We start from the raw sequence: 24,434 nt of genomic DNA, 5'->3' as shown, positions 1-24,434 counted from the left end.
GATTTATGCCTTTTTTATTGGCTGAAATATTGAATTTTCAAGGTTCAACACACCGATACGGTGTGGGAAGTTTTAGTTAAGTAATGATAAAGTATTTTTATTCTTCTATTCCATCCCCATTCTCACTTCAAATGTTGTTCCGCCCTGCTCATTTCCGCGAACCTCAATCTTTCCGTCATGCACCCGCACGATTTCACGCACCATCGCAAGTCCAAGACCTACCCCTCCAAGTTCACGGCTTCTGGACTTATCTACCCGGAAAAACGGTTCAAAGATCTGTTCCCGGAATGACTCGTCAATTCCATTCCCTGTATCCGCAACTGTCAGGACAACCTCATCCTTCTCTCTCTTTGCCGATACCGTAACCCTTCCATCTGTTCGATTATATTTAATCGCATTTTCAACGAGATTATAAATCATCCGATAGATCAGAATATCACTTCCTGTCAGAATCAGTTCATCCTCTGGCTTTTCGTTATTGTTCACACTACATGCGACCAGCAACGACTCTTCTGTTCCATCTGATCTTCCATCCGACGAATTCTGTGCCTTCTGTAACAGTTCAATATTCTTTTCCTGTGCCAGTGGTTCCAGATCCGTCAGCACTTCCTCTATCAATCCCTGAATCTCGATCTTTTCATTACGTGCCACCGTTTGTAATTCACTCATATCCAAGAGTGTTCTGACAAGCTTGCTAAGACGTTCATTCTGCTCCGTCACCATCTGGATGGTTTCTTCTGCCGCATCTCCACTCTCCGGATGTTCTGTTGTATGATAAAGATCTAGTTGTGCTTGGATTAATGCTAAAGGAGTTCGTAGCTCATGTGCTGCATTTCCTGTAAACTGACGCTGTGTCTCAAATGATTCCGAAAGTCGCAAAAGCATCTTGTTATAAGAAGTACGAAGTCGATCTAATTCTGCGATTCTATTCTCTTCAATCGTATAATCCGCCAGATTCTGTGCCTGAACCTTTTCTACTGTCTCTGAAAATTCTTTGAGTGGTTTTAATGCCCTGCCGCTGACAAAAAATGTAACTGCACCACCAATCAGTGCCACGACAGCAGTAATCAGAAGACTTCTATTTCTATAATCTGATTTCGAATTATAAACCTTCGTAGCAAACTGCGCTGCAAAATCATCCCATTCATTATCCGGAATATCAATATACACTGCCTCCGGTGCGGCACTTTGATCCGTAACAGTCTCCTGAAGCGTATCAATATAATAGACTCCGTTCTTATATAAGAAAAATGTAAGGCACCCACACAATACTGTGATCAGCACGGTTGTAAGAATCGTCAGTCTCCACTGGAGTGATATTTTTTTCATGCTTTACCTCCTCCTATCTTATACCCCTCACCGATCTTATTCACGATCGGATCATAACCAAGCCCGGCTTTCAGCTTCTTTCTCAGAGAAGACATATGCACTCGGATCGAGCCGCTGAAACTATCCACAGAAGAATCCCAGACATGCTCGATCAGTTCTTCCTGACTGACCGGTCTTCCCTGATTCAAAAGAAGATACTCTAGAATTCCATTCTCTTTTCTTGTCAATGCAACCGGCTTGTCTTTTGCATATGCAGTCCTTTCTCTTGTATCAAAACGAAGACTGCCACATTCCAGACAGACATTTTTTTGTACAAACTTTCTTCTTGTCAGACTTCGCACACGGGCTTCCAGCTCTTGCAGATGAAAGGGTTTTTCCATATAATCATTTGCCCCCGCATCAAGACCGTCAACCTTATCAGCGATCTGACTTCTCGCAGACAGAATCAATACCTTTGTCTCTTCATTTTCCTTTCGAAGTTCCCGGAGAATATCCATCCCATCCATCCCCGGAAGGTTAAGATCAAGCACGATCAAATCATACATTTCCGCATAGATCATATCCAGTGCTTCCTCTCCGTCATTACACGTGTCTACCTCATACCCTGCCTGGTGCAGACTTTTCGCAATCATATCACATAATTTCTTCTCATCTTCAACAACTAATAATCTCAATTTATTTTTCTCCATTTTCTTAACAGGAATTTTACACCCTCTATTGTATAATGCAAACATCGAAAGGTCAATAAACGGACTTTAAACATTGAAAGGAGTATTTTAATGAAATCTGAAAAAGCAACACAAATTCTTTTACTTGCAGCCGGTTTGGTGTTTTTCCTTGTCGGGATTTTCCGCGGAGAAGCAGCGGTTGTACTTAGTAAGGCAATAAAATTATGTATGGAGTGTGTCGGAATTGGATAAGAAAATGAAATCAAACAAAAACTTTCTGGCCCGTTTCCGCGGATGGATTCAGGCAGCTGCTACACTGCTGACCAACATTCACATCCCGAATCTGTTTAAAGGGAAAATTTATCAGGGAAATGTAAAAACGATGTGCGTCCCGGGACTAAACTGTTACTCTTGTCCTGCCGCTACCGGAGCATGTCCGATCGGAGCATTTCAGGCCGTGGTCGGTTCTTCAAAATTCAAATTTACCTACTACATCACCGGATTTTTCATCCTGTTAGGTGTTCTGTTAGGACGGTTTATCTGTGGATTCCTCTGTCCGTTTGGATGGTTCCAGGATCTGCTGCATAAGATTCCGGGCAAGAAACTTTCCACCGCAAAACTGAAGCCTCTGCGGTATCTGAAATATGTGATTCTGGTCGTCTTTGTTATACTACTTCCGGCATTTGCAACCAATTCACTTGGTATGGGAGATCCTTTCTTCTGCAAATACATTTGCCCACAGGGCGTACTTGAAGGCGCAATTCCGCTGGCACTTGCCAACTCAGGAATCCGTGCCGCACTCGGACATTTATTTACATTTAAGTTCACAGTCCTTGCGCTTTTCATCATCCTGAGCATCTTGTTTTACCGTCCATTTTGTAAATGGATCTGCCCGCTGGGTGCTATTTACTCACTGTTTAACAAGGTATCTTTTCTTAAGATTCAGGTTGATCATGAGAAATGTGTTGGCTGCCAGAAATGTAGTCGTGTCTGTAAGATGGATGTCAATGTAGTAGACACACCAAACCATCCGGAGTGTATCCGATGCGGAGAATGTATGAAAGCCTGCCCGACTGATGCAATCTGCTATCATTACGGATTTTCAACTAAGAAACAGGCTGAAAATAAAAACTAATAAAACGTAATTTAAAGGAGATTTAAAATCATGAAAAACAAAACACTTAGAACAAACTCAATGAAATTAAAAAAGGTAATTGCTGCATCCCTTGCCATTTCTGTACTTTTTGCGTTTACAGGCTGCGGAAATTCCTCCTCAACAGACAATACAAACACAAAACAGGAATCTTCTTCCACAACAGACAATACAAACACAAAACAGGAATCTTCTTCCACAACAGAAACGGGCAGCGCAGACGAGCTGAACGAAAAACGGAATGACCTTTACCAGCAGGAAAACCAGCTTTTTGCTGATCACAAAGATGCATGGGACAAAGCCTTTGGTCTTATGAACAAGAACGCTGCCGGTGATGACAAGAGCGGAAACTATGCTGATACCCTCGCAAGCACAGTGGAATCTAACAAAGACTCTTTCTCTAAAGAAGAATATGAAACTCTGTGCAAAGACATCGAGACAATCCGCGGAATTGAAGAAGAAATTGCCAAGCTTGAGAAAGAGATTGCTGCATCCGATTCCTCTGACAGCTCTTCCTCCAAATTAAACGAATCCACAGCTGTATTCAAAGGTTTCAAAGGAAAAGATCTGGATGGAAACGATGTAGATGACAGTCTTTTCGCTAAAAATAAAGTTACAGTTGTAAATTTCTGGTTCAGTGGATGCAAGCCATGTGTCGAAGAGCTCTCTAAGCTGAATGAATTAAATGAGAAACTCAAAGAAATGGGTGGCGAAGTTGTTGGTATCAACATGGATACTTTAGACAACAATGAAGCCGGAATCAAAGAGGCAAAAGAAATCCTGAAAGCTCAGGGCGCTTCCTACAAGAACCTGACTTTCGATTCTAATTCAACAGTTGGAGACTATGCTGGAAATGGAAACATCATGGCATTTCCTACAACCGTTCTTGTAGATAAAGACGGAAATATCGTTGGGGAACCTTTCATGGGTGGCATTGACGATCAGTCAAATTACGATCAGCTGATGAAGCAGATTCAGTCCGTACTGGATCAGAAATAATTTACATAAATATCCTAGTGTACACTAATTTTAAGGGGCTGTGAAATAAGTCCCTAAAAGAAATAGGACCATTCGTTCATGCGAAAGGTCCTATTTTTGTGGTAAAATTAACTTGCGATGAAAACTTTACACAATAATTATTGTAATTCAAAACAAGGATATTTACCACTGTTTCTTTCAGATTGTTTGGATCTGCTGGATCCTGTTTTAACATTTGACAGATTGATGGGAGGAATCGATTTAAACAAGTATCTGACGGATATTCCGGAGTACACAACCGGACGACTCAGATATAATCCAGTCAACATGTTAAAAACAGTACTTTTCGGATTTATGACTAGCGGCTACTGCTCTCTGAGAGAACTGGAAGACAACTGCAAAGTTAATATCAGGTTCATGTATCTCATGGATCATCATACTCCGTCATACAGAACCTTTGGATATTTCATCAATGAAATACTTCAAGATAAGATTGAAAACATTTTTAACGACATCAATCATGCTATCTTTAACGATGAGCATGTAGATTTGCAACATCTCTACATCGACGGCTCCAAGTTTGAAGCAAACGCAAACAAGTATACCTGGGTATGGAAGAAGGCTACCGAAAAGTTCCGTTACAAGCTTTACGAAAAAATCACTGCGGAGATTGAGGAGATTAATGCAGAAATCGCATGGAGCGGGGTGCAGATCACAACAAATCCGGAGTATGTACCGGATTATCTGAATGAAATCGTTGAGCAGCTAGTACTTTTATGGGAACTGGATACAAGTACATTTGTTTACGGAAGTGGAAAGCGAAAATCCAAAGAACAGCGTCATTATGAACACTTGACTACTTTCTGTCAGAAACTTCAAGAATACATACAAAAAATTGAAATCTGTGGTCCTAATCGAAACAGTTACTCTAAAACAGATAACTCAGCTACCTTTATGCGTATCAAAACGGATTACATGGGCAATGATCAGCTTCTGCCAGCATATAATGTACAGATTGGTGTAGCAGATGAATATATTGCAGTTGTTGACGTGAACCATTATCGTTCGGATATGGATTGTTTCGTTCCTTTGATGGAGCACTTCAAACAAACTTATGGATTCTATCCCAAATATCCTGTGGCAGATGCTGGATATGGCTCATACAACAATTATATTTTCTGTGAACAGAACGGAATTGAAAAGTATATGAAATTTCCAATGTTTAAAAAGGAAACTAAGGATCAGAAATATCATGAAGATCCATTTCGTGCAGTTAACTTCAGAATTGATGAGCAAGGTGTCATGAGATGTCCTAACGATAAAGCATTCCATTTTTTATACAGAAAAAATGTGAGGGGAAATCAATACGGACGTAAGGAAGAATTGTATGAATGCGAAGACTGTAGTGGATGTCCATATGCAGAGAAATGTAAGAAGACAGATAAGAATCGAACCGTTCGGATCAATCAGGAATTAACTTCCATGCATCAGGAAGTAATCGAAAACCTAGAAAGTATCCACGGTGCGTTATTACGAATGAACCGTTCGATACAAGCAGAAGGCACTTTCGGAATTATGAAAAACGACCGTTGGTACAAGAGAATTGTCCGAAGAGGTATTCATTCAGTCAAACTGGAAGTTTTACTCGTGGCGATAGGCCACAATCTATATAAATATCAGAAAAAAAAGATGAGAAACAGAACTGCCGCATAGATTCAAAAAAAGAATTTCTATGGGGTAGGGGAAGTGCGCTTTCTTTGCGCATGATTTCAGTCATTTATACACAACAGGTACAAAAAGGGAGATGCGAAAAAACTCAATCGAGTTTTTTCACATCCCCTTAAAGTCGTGCCTGACAGTTAATATAAATTTTTTGAGCATGGTATATTTTTGTTTTCCTTTGATTATCACATCCTTTTCTTAAATATATACACAATTTTTACTATTCGTGCTAAGCTTAACTAAGTGACATTGGTTCTTAACTGTTACGGAATTTTCATAAAAATGCGACTTTCAAAAAAATTCCAAAAATTTTCAAAAAAGTGCTTGACATTTCCCGATTCATAGGTTAAGATATCGCAGTAAGGTTCGTTGGTCAAGCGGTTAAGACGCCGCCCTCTCACGGCGGAAACAGGAGTTCGATTCTCCTACGAACTGTTCTTCATCTGAATATTATTTGTTATTTATGGTTCGTTGGTCAAGCGGTTAAGACGCCGCCCTCTCACGGCGGAAACAGGAGTTCGATTCTCCTACGAACTGTTCTTTATCTGAATATTGTTTTGTTATTATGGTTCGTTGGTCAAGCGGTTAAGACGCCGCCCTCTCACGGCGGAAACAGGAGTTCGATTCTCCTACGAACTGTTCTTTATTTGAATATTGTTTTGTTACTATGGTTCGTTGGTCAAGCGGTTAAGACGCCGCCCTCTCACGGCGGAAACAGGAGTTCGATTCTCCTACGAACTGTTCCTTTAAGAGCATCCGGATTTTCCGGGTGCTTTTTTCGTATTGAAAAGTTGAAAAGAAATAAGTTTCCCTCCAGAGCACACAAAAGAACAGGCAGTCGGCTCACAAATGCCTCCCCTCTCTTCCAGTCAGTTATTTACTACATTTTGTGTTTTCTTTTTCCTGTGTCATCCAAATCTGGTGGTTTTTCACACGAAAAACTTCTTTTAATATTGATAATTTATTGACAATCCAGTAAAAAGGAATTATACTCTCTGTATCTGCAAATCATTTACTATTGGGAGCAGAAATTTTTATTTTCAGTAGTTGCCTGCGAGTTGTTTCGCCGCAAAGCGGCCCATACAATTCCATCAATTACAATGTCAGGAGGATTTTATTATGGCAAAGATTTTGACAAGTCCCAGCAAATATGTTCAGGGAGCAGGTGAGCTTGGAAAGCTCGGAAGTTACGCAAAAAATTACGGAAAGAAAGCTCTGGTGCTGGTAACCGCTTCCGGTCATAAGAGACTGGGAAATACTCTGGAAACTTCCTTCCAGGATTCCGGATGCGAACTGGTTCTGGATTATTTTAACGGAGAATGCAGCAAGACTGAGATCAACCGTCTGATCGAAGTTATGAAAAAGAACGGCTGTGACATGATCATCGGTGTCGGCGGCGGAAAGATTCTGGATACCGCCAAGGCCGTCGCTTATTATGAGAAGGTTCCGGTTCTGATCTGTCCCACCATCGCTTCTACCGACGCACCTTGCAGCGCCCTTTCTGTTGTCTATACCGATGCCGGTGTATTTGAAGAGTATCTCTTCCTTCCGGCTAACCCGAACATGGTTCTGATGGACACCGAGATCATCGCAAAATCTCCGGTTCGTCTGACCGTATCCGGTATGGGTGATGCCCTGGCTACCTATTTTGAAGCCCGTGCCTGCAAAAACAGCGGCGCTATGACCTGTGCCGGCGGAAAAGTCACCGGTGCAGCCATGGCTCTGGCAAAGCTTTGCTTTGATACTCTGATGGATGAGGGTGTAAAAGCAAAACTGGCTCTGGAAGCAGGTGCCTGCACAGAAGCCGTTGAAAAAATCATTGAGGCCAATACTCTTCTCAGCGGTATCGGTTTTGAGAGCGGCGGTCTGGCTGGCGCCCACGCCATCCACAATGGCTTTACGGTTCTGGAAGAATGCCATCACATGTACCATGGTGAAAAGGTTGCCTTCGGCACCATTACGCAGCTGGTTCTGGAAAATGTTCCGGCAGAGGAGCTGGAGGATATCATCGACTGGTGCATCGAACTGGGTCTGCCGGTAACTCTTAAACAGCTGGGCATCGAGAATCCGACCAAGGAGAAACTGATGGCTGTCGCTGAAGCTGCCTGCGCAGAAAATGATACGCTGCACAACATGCCCTTCGAAGTAACACCGGCTTCTGTTTACGCAGCCATTCTGGCAGCAGACCGCTATGGCAAATATTTCCTTGGTGAGGAGTAAAAATAATACAACCTTACTTGTTGAGGAAAGCCTGTCGGCTAACCGGGAGTACTCCATACCCGAAAACAATGATAAATGATTGTCGAAAAAGGGGATGTCGCTTCGTGTGACACCCCTTTTTCTTCACTCACCTGCCGCCCCTCTTCTTATAATCTTCATCAATCCGTTTTTTCCAATCGGCATTCAGCGGTTTACTGCACCGTACAGACGAAATTGCTTCATTGAGCACCTCGTAATTTAATGCAGTCCCTTCCCGGTCACACTGGTAGTTCACCGCCCGGTCGGCGCTGATTCCGAACCGCCCCGCCGTCTCCACCGCATCTATATTTGCACCGAGGAATAAAAACTCCCAGCCATACTTTGCTTTTTGCCGTTCAATCATATGTTTCACTTTCTCACTGGTGTAACAGCGGCTGGCATTCTCCATCCCGTCTGTTGTGATCACAAACAACGTGTGTTCCGGAACATCCTCCACCCTGGCATACTTATGAACATTTCCGATATGGTGAATGGCGCCTCCGATGGCATCCAGAAGTGCCGTACCGCCGCGAACTGTATAATCCCGATCCGTCATTGGCCGGATGTTTTTCACCAGGATCCGGTCATGCAGCACCTCACTTATATTATCAAACAGCACTGTGGAAATCAAAGCTTCGCCCTCCGTCTTTTTCTGCTTCCTGATCATAGAATTGAATCCGCCAATGGTGTCTTCTTCCAATCCACTCATAGAACCGCTGCGGTCAAGAATAAAAACGATTTCCGTCAAATTTTTTCTCATATATCTTTCCTCCTGAAAAATCTCGCCCTTTCGGGTTTGCTGTCGCGGGATTCGCCAAAGTTTCCGTCAAAAGTGAAATTCTTGGCGCATAACCCTTGAAAAAATGGCTGCCGGGTTTCATACCCTACAGCCACAGTATAACGATTTTCTTTGGGAAAGTGGTCGCACGGAAAGCGACATTTTATAATCTTTCAGAAACAGACAGATTTATGCTCCAATCAGGCTCTGGTCAAAGGCAAACAACGCCTCATTGATCTCATATACATTATAATTGCCCTGTTCGACAAAATATTCCACGATGATATCGAATTTGCTTGCATGGGATAGGGCAAAACCGGCTTTTCCCAGCATTTCCCGCATTTCCGCAGGAGGAAGTTCCAGAGCCAGTGCAAAGGCCAGCACGGTTGCTTTGGATGGCTTATAAAATTTATCTACACGAATTTTTGAAAAAAGCTTTCGATCAATGTTGGCCTTTTTATAACACTGCGCATCCGTCATGCCGCTTTCATCAATTTTCCGCAAAAGCATTTCCGAAAAGCTCTCATCCATTTGATTTAAGGCATCTTCCAATGTTTTTTTGCTGATGCCCTTATCAACCGATTCCGGCAGCAACGGTTCCGGGACTGACGTAAAGTAAGCCTCTTCCTCTAATATTTCCCGTCTTCGCCTCTGTTCCCTCCGGCTGTCTGTATGTACTTCCACATACCGGTCATCAATATACGCCTTGATGTCTGCAAACAGTTTCCCGCTGATCTGGTATGCTTTCCGGTCAAAAATCACGATAAATACCGTCATCTCATGTTCCAGCAGAAAAGCACTGATGGTATCCACGGCTACTTTAAGCGCCTGATCCTTCGGATAGCCATAAATACCGGAAGAAATCAGAGGAAAGGCAACAGACTGACAGCCATATTCCTCTGCCAGGTTCAGTGACGTCCGATAGCAGGATTCCAGAAGTTTCTGTTCCTGCTGCCTGCCGCCCTGCCACACGGGACCAACCGTGTGAATTACATAGTTACAGGGCAACCGATATCCCTTTGTAATTTTTGCGCTCCCTGTCTCGCAGCCATGCAAAGTCCGGCATTCCTCAAGCAGTTCCGGTCCGGCCGCCCTATGGATACAGCCATCCACGCCACCGCCGCCAAGAAGAGATGAATTTGCCGCATTGACGATTGCGTCAACGTCCATTTTGGTAATGTCATTTCTGACGATTTGTAATGGCATAAAGAAAACCTCCTATCTTCTAAGCAGCCAGCGCATTGGCATTTACCTGTTCAATCACTTTTCTTATTCCAAGCCAGACAGACAAATCTGTAAACACTTCCACGATACTTCCCTGATCTGTAAAAGGTGTTTCCTGAAGAACTGCCAAATCTTTCATCATACCATTATGTACAATATATTCAACAATCTGATTTACGAAATAAATTTGCCTGCTGTCAAGATTTGCATCATTCAGATAAGCAGAAAATGCTTCCTTTGCTGCTGTCATATCAAGCCCGACAATTTCACGTACAAATTCGCCCAATGGCTTATTTCCATACTCGACTTCATATTCCCGCTTTGTTCCAACCTCACTCCAGAGAATCTTCTCCAATTCTTTTACATCCTGACTGGTCAGCGGAATATTGCTTTTCAGTTTTGCAATAGCTTTCTCATCCTGATGCTGCCGAACATAATATTCTGCTTTTGCTTTATAATCTTTGAGATCGTCGTTTTCCAGTTCTGCTTCCTTCCACTCGATCGATAAAATCTCGTCATCGAAAGTTGTCTCATAAGTGGCCTTTCCTGTCGGAAGATATTTCATCAGATCACGAAGGCTCTTTCGAATATGTTCGAAATCTTCGATCCCTGCGTTTTCCAGATAATTGGTATGGAGAATCTTATTGATCAGCTCTGCCTGCATCATAATCTCCGGAATATTGGCAACACCTGATATTTTGGAAACTTTCTTCAGCAGATCATGTCTGGCCCGGCTGTATTTTTTTCCTGCAAGATAGGCAAGCTCTATTCCATACACCAGCGCATCAAAACGCAATGCTCTTGCGTCATCATTCTCCGGCTCGATCAGTGGAGCAAGCTCCTGTCTGACCATAAGTGTATCTTCATAGGTCAATGTCTGATAGTTTGCTTCCACCGTATAAAGATCCACATACTTCAGATGTTGTTTTACCGCAAAATTTTCCCGGTTCAGTTCCTGCACTTTTTCAGACAGTCCTTTTACCAACGCTTTTCGGTATGCAATCAGTCTTTCTGTCTGATAAGCCAAATCCTGTAGTTTATAAGTCATTTCAAACTGTAAACTGAAAATCGCGCCTTGCAAAGCAATCATATTGGCCGTTGGTTTTCCCTTATTCATACGGAAAAATTCAAAATTACCACAAAAATCAAAAATATAAAATTTTTGCTTATCTTCTCCGTCAATCAGTCCCGGGCAAAGGCGGGTTCCACGCCCAATCATCTGCCAGAATTTTGCCTTGCTCATCACCTTCTTGAAAAAGACAAGATTCAGCACCTCCGGGACATCAATCCCTGTATCCAGCATATCTACGGAAATAGCAATCTGAGGAAGCTTTTTGGGATCTGAAAATTCATCAATTGCGCTCTGTGCATAATTTGTCTGGTTATCAATTACCTTTGCATAACCGTTTAAATGAGGATATTCTTTTCCAAATACGTTCAAAATTTTTTCTGCATGCTTATGACTTTTCGCAAAAATAATGGTTTTACCGATTTTATTTCCATAATCAATCTTCAGACCATTTTCCATCAAAATATGTAACGCTTTACGAATGGTATCTTCATTAAAAATCCATTCATTTAACGCGGATGATTCAATTGACTCCGGAACTTCTCCATTTTCATCTTTAAAAGTATTTTCATATTCTTCCTTGTCCGTTTCAGACAGTTCATCATAAACGATTCCCTCCTGAATAAATTTCAAGGTTGTTTCCACAGACAAGAAGTCCACCAGAAACCCATCTTTTACTGCCTGAGACAGTTCATACCCATATGTAGGCATACCATCTTGCAGATCAAACACCTCATAAGTATTTTTATCAATTTCATCTTTCGGAGTGGCTGTCAAGCCTACCAGCGGTGCATCAAAATAGTTGAAAATATCACGATATTTATTATAAATAGATCGGTGTGCTTCATCACAAATCACAAGGTCGAAATGGCCACAGGTAAACAATTTTCCTTTTTCATCCTGCACAGAATCAATGCAATTCATCATACTCTGATATGTAGAAAACACCCCATGGGCCATGTAATTATCTTTTTCTTCGCAAAGATTTGTCACAGAAAAATCCGGCAGGAGATTCACAAAGCTTCGCTTTGCCTGTGTCACCAGAGAATTCCGATCCGCAAGGAATAACACATTCTTAATCCAACCACATTCCATCAATACTTTACACAAGGCAATCACGGTTCTGGTTTTTCCGGCCCCTGTCGCCATAACCAACAACGCTTTTCGGCGTTTCTTTTCATCAAAACTGTCGCAGACCGCCTTAATCGCCGCTTCCTGATAATACCGCCCGGCAATTTTTTTATCCACTGTAATATGCTTCAGACTGGAACGCATGCTTTGCAAATTGAACAGCTTCTCCAAATCTCTTTTTGAATAAATAGTCGCACACTTTCGCTCTGGATATTGATTATCTATGATGCGTGTTTCAAAACCATTGGTAAGGAAAACAACCGGCCTGCGCTTTTGTTTTTGCGCAATCAGATCCGCATAGAGTTTTGCCTGCTGTCTCCCCCTGGAAACATCAACACAAGTCCTTTTTGCCTCAATTATAGCCAGAATGCGTCCATCCTCTCCCATCAAAACATAGTCTGCATAGCCAACTTCTGATTTATTTGGCATTCCCGGAATTTCATATTCATTGATCCAGTCTTTGCCCTCGACCCAACCGGCATCTTCCAACATCGCATCGATATAAATTTTCCGCGTCTTATATTCGGATATATCCAATGGTTTGGGAACATAGGTCTGCTGCTGCTCTTCCCGTCGGGAAGTCAGCTCTTCACGAAGAGCCGCATTCTCTTTCATGAGTTCTTCCAGCTTAAGTTCTGCTTCTGCAGCCGTATCTGTTTCTGCAGAATTATCCGTTATTAAATCTGGATTAAATTTTCCTTCCTGGTACTCGTCCGCATAACAGTACGCCAGAAAATCCATGAAAATATACAGATTTTCCAGACAAAGAAGTGCCTGCTCTTTTGTCGCCTTTTTTCCTGCATGCGCTGCGTTATTTCCCATTTTGCGAATAAAATCCATGCGCCGAAATAAATCTGCATCCACAATACCACGAAATTCATCGGTGCTCATCAAACTTACCAGCTTGTCATCCCATGGTTTGATCAACGATTGATCGACGGAATACATCCATTTAACGGCAAATTCCATTGCCCGACGGCAATTCAGTATGCTGGCAGAATAATCAATCAACAGTATTTTTTCCGCAGATATGGCCACATCTGCAAAACTGCTGAATTTCTGCTCTTTTTTCAAAAAATCAAAATTCGTCATAGTGTAAACCTCCCGAATTGATTTTATCGTAAATCCTGCTTGATTTTTGGCTATGTGCAGAGTTTTTGTGTGGATATGTATTTGATAACTTTTGATTTGTTGACTTGTTCTGCAAATTTCACAAATGCTTTTTGCTGTTCAATGGGTGGAATAATAAGTTCTACTTCTCTCAAATCTTCCATATTCAACTGAATCAAAGTAATGCCCTTGGCTTTACTTTTGATATCGTCATTCAAATGCTTGCTATCCATGAGATATTTTAAGAATTCCAACACCATAATGTTCTCTTGAGTTCTAATAGGAACAATACCTCTTCCAACATTGCATCCTTTGAATTCTTTCCCAACAATACAAGTATCAGCGATATTTGCTCGAACTGTTATCAGCATTTCATGACCTTTTAATATCGTCCGCTTGTATTTATTGGATATTTCTTCAGTAGTCCTTTTTAATTCTTCCAACTTAGGAATTCTATTAACAATATCAACAGGTCTGAATACTGGCACTCCCTCTTCCTGGTCATTTCCAGTCTGTACAATACCGTATGATATAGTACAATCGTCAGTAACAATCTCTTGAAGTTGCTTCTTTTCCCATCCCATAGGATTATCCACAGCATCCCCGAACATCTCGACAAATCGGGCTTTAATGAGTTCGTTTAAACAAGAAAGTTCTTCTTTTCTCTTATCTATAATGTTTTGAGCTAACTTTATTTTATCTACAATATACATTCGCTCTTCAGCTGAATATACAGGTATATCCAAGTTATCGATATGTTCATTCCGAATATTATTTATATTAGCTCCAATAGCTACTTCAGCTATTTTCTTTCGGTAAATTGAACTTTGGAAATAAACGCTCAATAAATCTTTTGAATCCGCATTGGATCTAATAACTTTACAGAAAGCCCCAAAGGTACATTCTTTCTCGAAAGTGACACTTGCAGCTTTACCAACTAAATTTTTACTTCCGCTTGATGCACAAATTAAAATATCTCCCTTTTTTAAATATTGTTCAGGGGACACTTTACTTTTATCAACATAAACAACATCGTCAAAATTAATTTGTCCATCAGCGATATTATTGGCTCTAAGTAATACAACAGAATTTTCATCGGGCTTGTTATGTAAGTCCTCTGGCTTGTATGAAACACCTCGAACTTGCTTAATCAGTGCTTTTATTTTGATTTTTTCCATCTATATTATCCCCCACAAATCCGAAGTTGTCAGGCGATATATTTTTGATGAGATGTTTTTACATTGTTTTGATTTACAATTGCATATTGCATTGTAGTATCTATTTGTGAATGGCCAAGTATCTTTTGCACTTGTTCAATTGGCATTCCTTTATCAATTGCCCTTGTAGCCATCGTCCGGCGAAATTTATGGGGATGGATTTTTGTTAAATTTAATTTTCGTCCAAGCTCCCGAAGCCTGATTTCAACCCCACTAATTTTTAGCCGATCATGCGGCACATCTAAAGTAACAAATAATGCCGGATTATCATCTAAACGGCTGTCCAGGTAATTTTGCAAATGAAGTTTTGCTTTTGCGTCAAAGTAAACACGCCGCTCTTTGTCCCCTTTTCCGAATACCACGCATTCTCTGGCTTCGAAATCCACATCTTTAATATTTAAGTTGACTAATTCCCCCACTCGAATCCCGGTAGAATAAAGCAGGTCTATAATTGCCAGATCTCTTGCATTATTACACTGGTCACGAAGTTTTTCGATTGCTTCATCGGAAATAATTTCTTTTACCTGTTGTTTGGTTTTAATTTTGTGAATACGCCGCATAGGACTTTTCAAAATATAATCTTCCTCTTCCAGCCAGGAAAAAAAGCTGGAGATATTGCGGCGGATATTGTCAATTGTAACTTTGCTACACCCATTGATTTTCTGATATTCCGACAGATAACTGCGAATTTCTTCAGTAGTAATCTTTCGGACAGGCGTTTCAATCATCTGAAAGAGCCGTTCCACGGTAATTTGATAATATTGAAGAGTTCTGACCGAACAGCCCTCGATCTTTTTTGCATCCAGAAACATTTGCAGATATGTATTGTTTTCCACTTCTTTTTTTACTGCTTCTTCCTGAGACAGATTTTTCAACAACACTTCCTGTAGTTTCTTCATCTGAGATATGTTCAGATACTCTGCCATTTCATTTAAAATATTTACGAGTTTATCCTCCATGCCGGTATACTCCTTTCTCAATCTACCGACATCCTTCACCAGCATAAACGCCCATTATCCATATTCATCTACTCTTATTTTTTATCCAAAATACTGCTGCATCAAGCTGTCAAACAGCAATTGTGCTTTGTCCAACGCTTTTTGAACGGCAACTTTTGATTTGTCAATGGCTTGTGTAAAATCAGAAAACTGATTTTGAAGTTCTATTGGTGGCATTATCATCCTAAATGCCTTAATATCTCCCACATTAATATGTGGTGATGCAGAACCAGAAACACCTTTTAAAGCATTATCAAGAAATGAATCACTATTCATCGCTACACACAAAAACTCCGATGCACACTTATCTATATTAGGTGAAAGAAGCATTGATCTTTGTCCCAATGCAACATTACAATTTCTATCAATAATAGCAGCTATACCAAGTATTGCTCCCTCTCGTGTATATACTATATCACCAACATCTGGTTTTTTTCTCTGTATTCTCTTTACATATTCATCTTCAGGAATATATTCAATCTCATCCCAAAGAATCCTATTCTTTTTTACAATAGATGTTCTAATACATCTAAAACCCGTATCTTCTTTCGTATAAGATGGCGTTGAATGTGGGCAATCAACAATTGCTTTACACGCATTTTCTAAAGGCAATGTATCCCACCCCATCTCATTCGCAACCGGATCCCCAAACATCTCGACAAATCGGGCTTTTACCAGCTTGTCATACTTTTCTATTTTCTCTTCTTGTAAAGAGATGATCCTCTTTAATTTATCTAATATGGCAACACATTCTTTTTGTTCTTGCAGTGTTCGTTTTGGAATAGTCATCTCTTTTAACATATCCATTTTCAAATTATCTCGAACACTTCCTGATGATTTTGCTTTTATCATTTGTCTGCCTATATCACTTTTTAGGAAATAAAACAAATACTGCTGATCCAATTCATCAGATACAGAAAAAACATTATACAAAGGACTTACTATAACTCTATCTGCACTCTTTTGCCAATCGACTGATCCAACATTAATTCTGGATGGATTATACGCAAAATAACCTCTTGGAACTATTTTATATGTAGTCTTATCTTTACTTGCCACTTCTTTATCAAAATACTCTGTACAAAATCCCTGACTGTTTGTAACACTATACACAGGTATATCTTCATTCGCTTTATTTTTCACTGAATACTCAGTCACATATTCACCAAGCAGAACTCTATTTTGTTTCATCTATATCCCCCACAAATCCGAAGTTGTCATAATCTCAACAGTTTCTCAAGTGCATCCATTTCTTTCCCGATTTCTTTCTCTATCTCCCGGAGATCTGCCAGTATTTCTTCTGTGGGTGGATACTCCACTGGTATATATTCTACTTCTTTATATTTGTTAATGCTCAAGTCATAGTCATTGTCCGCAATTTCCTGTTTCGGGACAAAAAAGCTCTGTTCGGTACGTTTCCGTTCTGTTTCTCCGGCGAGATTGTGGAACCTGGCAATAATATCCGGAATATCATTGTCTTCCACCGGACTCTGTTTATCATCTAAGCTGAGTCCATCGGCTTTCATATCATAAAACCAGACGTTATTGGTGCCACCCTGCCCCGTTTTTGTAAAAATTAAAACGGCAGTTGAAACACCGGCGTAGGGTTTAAAAACCCCGGAGGGCATCGAAATCACTGCTTCCAACCGGTTGTTTTCAACGATTTCCTTTCGAATTGCCTTATGGGCTGCGGAGGAACCAAAAAGCACTCCATCCGGGACAATACAGGCACAGCGCCCGCCCACCTTCAGCATACGAAGGAACAATGTCAGGAAAAGCAGTTCTGTTTTCTTCGTCTTGCATACTTTCAATAAATCAGCAGATACCGAATCATAATCCAGATTACCCTTAAACGGCGGATTTGCAAGAATCAGGGAATATTTTTCTTTATCCTGGTTCTGATCCGAAAGGCTGTCCCGATATTCAATAAACGGATTTGTCACCCCATGGGTCATCATATTCATGGCGCCAATCCGAAGCATGGTCCGATCCATATCAAACCCATGAAACATATGATTCATATAGTGATCTTTATTCCGTTGATTAAAGAAAACTTCCTCTTTTCTGTTTTCTTTCAAATATTCACTTGCGACAACAAGAAAACCGGAAGTACCACAGGCAGGATCACAAATCACCTCATCTGCCTTTGGTTCCATAAGGTCCACCATCATACGAATGATGTGTCGAGGCGTCCGAAACTGTCCATTTATTCCTGCTGTTTTAATTTTCAAAAGCAGATATTCATAGACATCGCCTCTGGTATCTGCTGCTTTCATCTGTGCCATCTGTTCGTAAATTGCATCCATCGCAGTTACAATTTTGTCCAGCATCAGCGGTGTCGGAATCTTAAAGATTGCATCGCTCATATATTTGGAGTAAGCACTCTCTTTATCTCCATGGAGATTTTTGATAAATGGAAACACCCATTCCTGCACCGTACTGTACATTTTTGCAGCAGGAAAGTCATGAAACACGCTCCATTTCAACTGACTTCCATCGATACTGCGATCTCCAATCTGTACTTCCTTTGCAAAAATACTCTGATAAGGAAGTCCAAGTACTACCGCTTCTTTTGCCCGAAGATTATCCGAATCATCCAGATCACGAATAAACATCAGATATGTCATTTGCTCAATAACGTCCAGCGGATTTGTCAGTCCGCCTGTCCAGAAAATTTCCCATAAACTGTCGATTTTACTTTTTAATTCTCCTGTAACCATCCTATCTCTCCCAATTCCACGCGTAAGAAGTATATCTTCCTCCGCTTATTTTGATAATTTCATTCTTTCTTACCATATCTGCCAATGTTCTTTGAATCGTAATATTACTGATATCCGGACATTTTTCCATAATCTCTTTTTTTGTTATTTTTCCAGTTGTACCACGAATGATTTCACGAATTCGATCCGGTTTTGATAAACCTTTGTTTGTCAAAAGTTCCACTCTTGAAGAAAAATCGCGGTATGCTGCAACAATAACTCCAAGCATATAACGTACAAAGGGAAGATAATCATTTGCGCCAGTATGCCAGTCATAAGAACTGGCCTGCAAAGCCTCATAATAGGAATTTTTTGAATCGACAATCATTTTTTCAATACTGATATATTTTCCAACAATATACCCATTTCGATACATAAACAGCAACGTCAATAAACGACTCATTCTCCCATTTCCATCATGAAAAGGATGAATACACAGAAAATCCAAAATAAAAATTGGAAGCAGAAGCAGCGGATCCAGTTCTTCTTTTGCAAGTGTATCCCCAAAGGCGTCACAAAGCCGGGTCATTGCTTCCGCCGTCTCCCAGGCCGACACAGGCTGAAATCGAACGCGTTTTGTTCCATCCGGAAGTTCTTCCGTAATCACGTTATCTGAAGTTTTAAAATTTCCTCCAACTGTGCTTCCACTGTATTTATATAAATCCCGATGAAGTTGAAGAATCATGCCTGGCCGGATTGGAATATAATCGTAATTCTCATGAATGGTTCCCAAAACATCTCTATATCCGGCAATTTCCCGTTCACTTCGATTTTTTGGTGTTGTCTTATCACATACAATCTTTTTCAATCGTTCATCTGTCGTGATAATTCCTTCGATCCGGTTGGATGCTTCTGTGCTTTGAATTTTGGCGATTTCAAGTAAATCAGATAAAGCATCTCTATTCGCTTCTATAAAAAGATTTTGCTGCCCTTTATATTCATGAATCTGCATCAACAGGGCAACTATATCCGGAATCAGCAATTTCTGGTAAGTTGTGTAAAAATCAAAATCTCGCATTCGATACCCCATTACAATTTCTCTTATTATTTCCTTCACGATCTGATTTCATCATAACATCAAGATGCTCAAAACACAATTCAATTTTATCATTCTTGTAAAAATGATAAAATTGAATCTGGAAATGATGTTGTTGAATTCGCACATCCAGTTTCAATTCAATACCTGCTTTTTCAAATACGCTCCCGTCACCCGGGAAAAATTCCGGATATCTTTGATGTAGGCAAAGTCTTTTCCGAAAATCTTCTGCTCTGCTTTCAGGTCACCTTCCGCTCCGGCAAAGACTCCCAGGACAGCGACTCCCTGATTTCGAAGTTTTCGGATCTCCGAGGCGGTATCTTTGATGGCATATTCGCCAAAATATGGTGCTGGATTTTTGCTGTTGGGACGGTTGACAATAATATCGTTGGGACGGCCATCACTTAAAACAATGAGAATCTTCTGCTCCTCCGAACGGTTCAAAAGCGCATCCCCGGCAGTCCGGATCGCCAGCCCATCCCTATTATTGGCAGAAGCATAAAATTCAAAAATCCGGTTGTTCGCCTCCCGTCCCTCATCAAAGTCCCGGAAACGGCGCATCACCGTATAATCCCAGAAGCTGCAGAAACCAAACACACTATGAGGGATCCCTGCCTGACTCAGTGCCTCACTCAAAATATACCCTTGAAGTGCCACCCGGCTGGTACGGTCCCGCTGGGAACCACTGGCATCAATAAGGATTTCCACAACAAAATCCGAATTTTCTTTTTTGATCTCCAAATCAAAAAGTTTTCCTCCCGAAGTTCTCCCGACCTTCCAGAGGCGGTTCGGCACGATCCTGCCATATTCCGAAGCATAGATCTCCTCTTCATTCCGCGTCATCAGGGCATGATTCAGGATCTCTGTCAGAACTTCAATATTCTGGCGTGTCACTCTCCGGTTCTGATGCAGAAAGCGGCGGTTCATCTCCGCCGTCCGCTTCGCAAGCTCGTACTGGGCATTGACCTTTACCGGTTCCGCAAGGATCCCGTCCGTAAAATACAGGCTGCAGTCCGCATGCGCCCCCCGGCAAAGCTTCTGATCGATCCGCTGCTGCTCAAATTCATTAAGATAAGAACGGCCGTAGTTCAGTTCCATATAGGAATACATTTTTTCCACAGCCTCTTCATCCAGGAGCACCACTCCGCCCCTGGTTTTTTCCTTTTCCTGCTCCTCCTCTTCCGAAAGACTGGTAAGCTGATTCTGCATCTGCCTTAAATATTCCTCCAGCCGGGCCTCTTCTGCCTCTTCCTTCAGATAATCCTGCCAGTCGTATTTTTTCAGATCTGCCACGGAAACTGCCAGCACCTCCGCCAAAGTCCCATGCTCCCGTTCAAACTTTCGATCCACGGCAGAGTTATAAATACCGTCCACACAACGAATGATCTCCAACGTATCTTTCGTATCTTTTAAAGCCTCAACCAGATCCAGCTCCCGGCGGATCTTTTGTTCTCCTGCCGGATCTCCGGTCAGGGCCCTGCGAAGATAGGCAAGCTTCAGCCTGCCGGCAAAAGATGCATTCAGTCTGCCAAAATCCCTCTCCAGGATCTCCTCAAAGGCTTTTTTCCGGATGTCGGGCACTCCGGGCCGTTCCGCTGCAACTTTTGAAAAAGAAGCCTCATCCAGACAAAGCTGGGCGATTCCCATAAGCTGGCCTTCGTCCGCGCCAAGATAGATCTTTTTCACCAGATAAAGACCAAACGCCTCCGTATCAAAGAAACGGGCAAAGGCTCCCTGTTTGATGGCATCATAAAGGGAGATTTCTTTCGCTTTCTGAAAAGAGTCAATATCCAGTTCGCAGGAAAGATCATAATCCCCGCTGACCGTCCAGAGAAGATTACGGATCCGTGTTTCTGCTGCCAGACGGTCTTCTCCATAAAGTTCTTCCTTTTCCATATCAAAATACCTCAGATGCACTCCAGCTTTCCGGGATACGGGTCCGCACAATATCCTCTACCATCTCCCGCTCAAAAAGGTCAAAGTTTTTATTCGTGATTCCCATAGCAACTGCCAGTGAAGGCTTTAAACCGCCGCTGATCAGCTTCAAAGCCGCCAGCATGCCGCGAAGGTCAATGGCTTTCGTCGAAATCTCGCTGTTATCCGCTTTTTTCTGGAGATCCAGAAAAAGACCGGAAAACTGTTTTTCTGCTTCTTGTTTAAGCCGCGGAAAGGCGGAATGAAAGATCTGTGAGAGCGTGTCTTCTGTAAGAGCCGGCATATAAATGACGAGAAATCTGGAAACCAGTGCCTCATTCAGTTCCTTTGTGCCGGCATAGCCATAGTTCATCGTACCAATAAAACGGGTTGCCGGATGAAGATCGATCTTCTCATAACCCGGCACATCGATGATCCGCCGGTAGTCCAGTGTCGCATGAAGAACAGCCACAGCATCATTTTTTGCCATATTGATCTCATCAAGAATACCAAAGCCGCCATATGCCGCGCATTGGTAGACGGGTCCTTTCCTGAGCGTCACTTCGTTATCCCGGAAGGTGTCGGTACCAATGAGCGTGCTGCTGTCTGTATTTACATGAAACGATACATTATAAACCGGACGTCCAAAGATCCAGGCCAGATTTTCCGCCAGGATATTTTTTCCGGTAGCTTTCGGACCGCAGAGCAGGATGTTTTCTCCTGCAAGGATCCCTGCCACCGCCATCTGGAGAATATCGGAGCCAAAAAAATGCATTTGCGGAGCTCCCACCCGCCGCTGTACCCGTTCCTCCACCGGGTAGGCCGCCCGGAATCCTTTCACATCCCGGATCAGGCTTTCCGGAAGGTTCTGTTCTCTTAAATACGCTAGGATCTGTTCCATTGTCTTCCCCTTTCACAACTGCTTTTCGCAACAGACCTCTTTTTCATCTACATGATCTGTCTTTTCCTATTATGTCATATTTTCGTTTGCATAACAAGCCTTTTACCGTCCGGATCGTTTTCTGAAAAGATGTGCCTTCCATTTGCAATCTCCGGTCTTTTCCTTTATACTGAGAAGCAAAGGCATTTTTAAGGAGGTTTTTTTATGAAACTGGTTGATCTTCATGTACATTCCACCTGTTCTGACGGAACACTGACTCCCTCGGAACTGGTTTCACTTGCCAAAAAGACCGGCCTTTCTGCATTTGCCCTGACCGATCACGATACGGTGAAAGGACTTCCGGAAGCAATGGAAGCCGGAAAAAGAGAAGGGATCGAGGTTCTTCCCGGTATTGAATTTTCCACAGAATACAAAGGAAAAGATATTCATATCGTAGGACTTGAGTTTGATCCTGAAAGTCCTGTTTTTCTTACGGAGATCCGGCATTTTCAGGATTCCCGACTTTTACGCAACCGAAAAATGATCGAAAAGCTCCACGATGAGGGAGGAATCGATATTTCCTGGGAACAGATGCAGGAAGCCTTCGGTGAGGCCGTATGGACCAGGGCCCATTTTGCCCGCTACCTTCTGGATCATCATTACATCAAGACCATGCAGGAAGCTTTCACACGTTATGTAGGAGATACCTGTCCCTACTTTGTCCCGCGGGAAAAGGTCACTCCGGGACAGGCAGTCCGCCTGATCCGGAAAACCGGAGGAATCCCCGTTCTCGCCCACCCGCTTCAGTATCATCTCTCTGATGAAGAGCTGCGGCATCTGGTCCGCACCCTGAAAAAGGACGGGCTCATTGGTGTCGAAGCCCTATACTCCACCCATACGCAGATGGATGAAAGCTATGTGCGCCGTCTGGCCCGGACCGAAGGCATCCTGATCTCCGGCGGTTCCGATTTCCACGGTTCCAACAAGCCAGCGATCTCTCTTGGCACAGGAAGAGGAAACCTGAAGATTTCTTATGATATTCTGACAAATTTACGGGAGGCTAGAAAGAAATGATCCTTTTCACTGATCTGGACGGAACGCTCCTGACAGATTCCAAAGAACTGACAAAAGAAAACCAGAACGCGATCCGGGAAGCGATCGAAGCTGGGCACAAGGTCGTCATCAGCACCGGCCGGCCGCTTGCCGGGGCCACTGCGCAGGCCCGTGCTCTCCATCTCGACGGAGAGGGCTGTTACATCATCTGCTTTAACGGCGGAGAGATCTATGACTGTGCAGCCCGGAAAAGTCTTTACCGGAAAAGCGTTCCCTTTGAGGAGGTCCGTTATGTCTTTGACCTCGCACATAAAAGAGGCCTGCATATCCAGACTTACGACAGGAACCATGTGATCGGAGAAGAAAACCGCAAGGAGATCTTTGATTATTCCTCTGTTTACGGACTTCCGGCAAAGATCGTTCCCGACGTGATCTCCTGTCTCCCGGAGGAGCCCTGTAAAATGCTGGCGATCGATGAAGAAAACCACGAAAATCTGGTCCGTTTCCAGAAGGAACTGCTCCCCTGGGCAGAAGGGAAGCTGGATCTTTTCTTCTCCCATCCGATGCTCCTGGAACTGGTACCGACCGGTGTTTCAAAAGGAGCTGCTATCGGAATCCTCTGTGACTATCTTGGGATCCCCATTTCCGAAGCTGTAGCTGTCGGGGATGCCGAGAATGATATCCCCATGATCCGGGCCGCCGGTATCGGCGCCGTGATGTGTAACGGAGAAGCCCATACCTTGTCTTTTGCGGATTATGTGACCACAAACGATAACAACCACAGCGGGGTGGCGGAAGTCATCCGTCGCTTTCTTCTTCGTAAATAGCCCAAAAAAACGACTCCGAAGCGTTTGCTTCGGAGTCGTTTTTTATGAAAGGGGACGGTCCTGAGAACAAAGCGGGTTCCTTTTCCCGGAAGCTCCTGGACCCAGCCCAGGGACAGACCAAGGGTTCCCGGCAGCGTTCTGTTCAGATTGATCGTGATCGTATAGCTGGTAGAATAATATGTATGCCAAGCTTATACTAATATTAGTACCATATAGCGTTGCGAGAGCTGCCATCCAGCAAAGCAATCCGCAGGTATTCATTGCAGAAAAAACCTAGTGTACTGTATCATTGACATTTCGCTAAATAACTTGCCTGTTTTCCCATCGAACTGCGTTGACTTCGCTCAACG

Annotated in this window: 19 protein-coding genes and 4 tRNA genes; 11 read left to right on the top strand and 12 right to left on the bottom strand. The window is 42.5% G+C overall.

The window, feature by feature from the left end:
- Positions 1–105 precede the first annotated feature (105 nt).
- Complete coding sequence (locus LKD71_RS15945) at positions 106–1,329, bottom strand: sensor histidine kinase (protein WP_227616182.1); 1,224 nt, start codon at positions 1,327–1,329, stop codon at positions 106–108.
- Positions 1,326–2,063, bottom strand: a complete 738-nt coding sequence (locus LKD71_RS15940; protein WP_118219171.1) for a response regulator transcription factor — start codon at positions 2,061–2,063, stop codon at positions 1,326–1,328. The genes LKD71_RS15945 and LKD71_RS15940 overlap by 4 nt, the downstream gene beginning before the upstream one ends.
- Before the next feature lie 45 nt (positions 2,064–2,108).
- Between LKD71_RS15940 and LKD71_RS15935 the strand changes: the two genes are divergently transcribed.
- From LKD71_RS15935 to LKD71_RS15895, 9 genes are all read left to right on the top strand, one after another.
- Positions 2,109–2,249 carry a CD1871A family CXXC motif-containing protein gene (locus tag LKD71_RS15935; RefSeq protein WP_020435933.1) on the top strand — a complete coding sequence of 47 codons (141 nt, stop codon included), beginning with the start codon at positions 2,109–2,111 and terminating at the stop codon, positions 2,247–2,249.
- Complete coding sequence (locus LKD71_RS15930; protein ID WP_227616181.1) at positions 2,242–3,132, top strand: 4Fe-4S binding protein; 891 nt, start codon at positions 2,242–2,244, stop codon at positions 3,130–3,132. The genes LKD71_RS15935 and LKD71_RS15930 overlap by 8 nt, the downstream gene beginning before the upstream one ends.
- 30 nt (positions 3,133–3,162) lie before the next feature.
- Positions 3,163–4,149 carry a TlpA disulfide reductase family protein gene (locus tag LKD71_RS15925; protein WP_227616180.1) on the top strand — a complete coding sequence of 329 codons (987 nt, stop codon included), beginning with the start codon at positions 3,163–3,165 and terminating at the stop codon, positions 4,147–4,149.
- Positions 4,150–4,266: 117 nt separating this feature from the next.
- Positions 4,267–5,841, top strand: coding sequence for an IS1182 family transposase (locus LKD71_RS15920; protein ID WP_227616179.1), 1,575 nt, complete (start codon positions 4,267–4,269; stop codon positions 5,839–5,841).
- Positions 5,842–6,213: 372 nt separating this feature from the next.
- Positions 6,214–6,285: transfer RNA gene (locus LKD71_RS15915), tRNA-Glu, on the top strand.
- A 30-nt stretch (positions 6,286–6,315) separates the two neighbouring features.
- Positions 6,316–6,387 (top strand) — tRNA-Glu (locus LKD71_RS15910).
- A gap of 30 nt (positions 6,388–6,417) precedes the next feature.
- A tRNA-Glu gene (locus LKD71_RS15905) sits at positions 6,418–6,489 on the top strand.
- 30 nt (positions 6,490–6,519) lie between these two features.
- Positions 6,520–6,591 (top strand) — tRNA-Glu (locus tag LKD71_RS15900).
- 378 nt (positions 6,592–6,969) lie between these two features.
- Entirely contained in the window at positions 6,970–8,070 is a 1,101-nt protein-coding gene (locus LKD71_RS15895) for a glycerol dehydrogenase (RefSeq protein WP_227616178.1), read from the top strand.
- A 127-nt stretch (positions 8,071–8,197) separates the two neighbouring features.
- Here the strand turns inward: LKD71_RS15895 and LKD71_RS15890 are convergent, their stop codons facing one another.
- The 10 genes from LKD71_RS15890 to LKD71_RS15845 form a co-directional block, all read right to left on the bottom strand.
- On the bottom strand, positions 8,198–8,848 hold the full coding sequence (locus LKD71_RS15890) for a vWA domain-containing protein (protein ID WP_227616177.1): 651 nt from the start codon (positions 8,846–8,848) through the stop codon (positions 8,198–8,200).
- A 207-nt stretch (positions 8,849–9,055) separates the two neighbouring features.
- A complete protein-coding gene (locus tag LKD71_RS15885) occupies positions 9,056–10,072 on the bottom strand; it encodes an O-acetyl-ADP-ribose deacetylase (RefSeq protein WP_227616176.1) in 1,017 nt (338 codons plus the stop codon).
- Positions 10,073–10,091: 19 nt separating this feature from the next.
- Positions 10,092–13,382, bottom strand: a complete 3,291-nt coding sequence (locus LKD71_RS15880; RefSeq protein WP_227616175.1) for a DEAD/DEAH box helicase family protein — start codon at positions 13,380–13,382, stop codon at positions 10,092–10,094.
- A 50-nt stretch (positions 13,383–13,432) separates the two neighbouring features.
- On the bottom strand, positions 13,433–14,578 hold the full coding sequence (locus LKD71_RS15875; RefSeq protein ID WP_227616174.1) for a restriction endonuclease subunit S: 1,146 nt from the start codon (positions 14,576–14,578) through the stop codon (positions 13,433–13,435).
- A gap of 29 nt (positions 14,579–14,607) precedes the next feature.
- Positions 14,608–15,576 (bottom strand): site-specific tyrosine recombinase/integron integrase, encoded by a 969-nt coding sequence (xerA, locus tag LKD71_RS15870; protein WP_227616173.1) that lies wholly within the window; start codon positions 15,574–15,576, stop codon positions 14,608–14,610.
- An 81-nt stretch (positions 15,577–15,657) separates the two neighbouring features.
- Positions 15,658–16,806: a restriction endonuclease subunit S gene (locus LKD71_RS15865; RefSeq protein WP_227616172.1), complete on the bottom strand. Its 1,149-nt coding sequence runs from the start codon at positions 16,804–16,806 to the stop codon at positions 15,658–15,660.
- A 26-nt stretch (positions 16,807–16,832) separates the two neighbouring features.
- Positions 16,833–18,335, bottom strand: coding sequence for a class I SAM-dependent DNA methyltransferase (locus LKD71_RS15860; RefSeq protein ID WP_178046016.1), 1,503 nt, complete (start codon positions 18,333–18,335; stop codon positions 16,833–16,835).
- A gap of 1 nt (position 18,336) precedes the next feature.
- Positions 18,337–19,392 (bottom strand): Fic family protein, encoded by a 1,056-nt coding sequence (locus LKD71_RS15855; protein WP_227616183.1) that lies wholly within the window; start codon positions 19,390–19,392, stop codon positions 18,337–18,339.
- A gap of 153 nt (positions 19,393–19,545) precedes the next feature.
- Positions 19,546–21,306 (bottom strand): cobaltochelatase CobT-related protein, encoded by a 1,761-nt coding sequence (locus LKD71_RS15850; RefSeq protein ID WP_227616171.1) that lies wholly within the window; start codon positions 21,304–21,306, stop codon positions 19,546–19,548.
- A gap of 1 nt (position 21,307) precedes the next feature.
- The gene (locus LKD71_RS15845; protein WP_178046014.1) at positions 21,308–22,225 is read right to left on the bottom strand and encodes an AAA family ATPase; all 918 of its coding nucleotides are present in this window, start codon (positions 22,223–22,225) and stop codon (positions 21,308–21,310) included.
- A 204-nt stretch (positions 22,226–22,429) separates the two neighbouring features.
- On the opposite strand from LKD71_RS15845, the gene LKD71_RS15840 reads away from it, so the two are divergent.
- The gene (locus tag LKD71_RS15840; protein WP_178046013.1) at positions 22,430–23,278 is read left to right on the top strand and encodes a PHP domain-containing protein; all 849 of its coding nucleotides are present in this window, start codon (positions 22,430–22,432) and stop codon (positions 23,276–23,278) included.
- Positions 23,275–24,084 (top strand): Cof-type HAD-IIB family hydrolase, encoded by an 810-nt coding sequence (locus LKD71_RS15835; protein WP_227616170.1) that lies wholly within the window; start codon positions 23,275–23,277, stop codon positions 24,082–24,084. Before LKD71_RS15840 ends, LKD71_RS15835 begins: the two co-directional genes overlap by 4 nt.
- Positions 24,085–24,434: the final 350 nt, after the last annotated feature.

The organism is Fusicatenibacter faecihominis (genome assembly GCF_020686945.1).
GTDB classification, from domain to species: Bacteria; Bacillota; Clostridia; order Lachnospirales; family Lachnospiraceae; genus Limivivens; species Limivivens faecihominis.
The sequence above is the reverse complement of the archived record's forward strand: the minus strand, read 5'-3'. Positions and strand labels throughout refer to the sequence as shown.

Coding starts and splice junctions, on each gene's coding strand:
- LKD71_RS15850 (WP_227616171.1), bottom strand. CDS start 21,306: ATGGAAAAGGAAGAACTTTATGGAGAAGACCGTCTGGCAGCAGAAACA.
- LKD71_RS15885 (WP_227616176.1), bottom strand. CDS start 10,072: ATGCCATTACAAATCGTCAGAAATGACATTACCAAAATGGACGTTGAC.
- LKD71_RS15890 (WP_227616177.1), bottom strand. CDS start 8,848: ATGAGAAAAAATTTGACGGAAATCGTTTTTATTCTTGACCGCAGCGGT.
- LKD71_RS15875 (WP_227616174.1), bottom strand. CDS start 14,578: ATGGAAAAAATCAAAATAAAAGCACTGATTAAGCAAGTTCGAGGTGTT.
- LKD71_RS15845 (WP_178046014.1), bottom strand. CDS start 22,225: ATGGAACAGATCCTAGCGTATTTAAGAGAACAGAACCTTCCGGAAAGC.
- LKD71_RS15935 (WP_020435933.1), top strand. CDS start 2,109: ATGAAATCTGAAAAAGCAACACAAATTCTTTTACTTGCAGCCGGTTTG.
- LKD71_RS15945 (WP_227616182.1), bottom strand. CDS start 1,329: ATGAAAAAAATATCACTCCAGTGGAGACTGACGATTCTTACAACCGTG.
- LKD71_RS15895 (WP_227616178.1), top strand. CDS start 6,970: ATGGCAAAGATTTTGACAAGTCCCAGCAAATATGTTCAGGGAGCAGGT.
- LKD71_RS15920 (WP_227616179.1), top strand. CDS start 4,267: ATGAAAACTTTACACAATAATTATTGTAATTCAAAACAAGGATATTTA.
- LKD71_RS15840 (WP_178046013.1), top strand. CDS start 22,430: ATGAAACTGGTTGATCTTCATGTACATTCCACCTGTTCTGACGGAACA.
- LKD71_RS15940 (WP_118219171.1), bottom strand. CDS start 2,063: ATGTTTGCATTATACAATAGAGGGTGTAAAATTCCTGTTAAGAAAATG.
- LKD71_RS15925 (WP_227616180.1), top strand. CDS start 3,163: ATGAAAAACAAAACACTTAGAACAAACTCAATGAAATTAAAAAAGGTA.
- LKD71_RS15860 (WP_178046016.1), bottom strand. CDS start 18,335: ATGGTTACAGGAGAATTAAAAAGTAAAATCGACAGTTTATGGGAAATT.
- xerA (WP_227616173.1), bottom strand. CDS start 15,576: ATGGAGGATAAACTCGTAAATATTTTAAATGAAATGGCAGAGTATCTG.
- LKD71_RS15865 (WP_227616172.1), bottom strand. CDS start 16,806: ATGAAACAAAATAGAGTTCTGCTTGGTGAATATGTGACTGAGTATTCA.
- LKD71_RS15855 (WP_227616183.1), bottom strand. CDS start 19,392: ATGCGAGATTTTGATTTTTACACAACTTACCAGAAATTGCTGATTCCG.
- LKD71_RS15880 (WP_227616175.1), bottom strand. CDS start 13,382: ATGACGAATTTTGATTTTTTGAAAAAAGAGCAGAAATTCAGCAGTTTT.
- LKD71_RS15835 (WP_227616170.1), top strand. CDS start 23,275: ATGATCCTTTTCACTGATCTGGACGGAACGCTCCTGACAGATTCCAAA.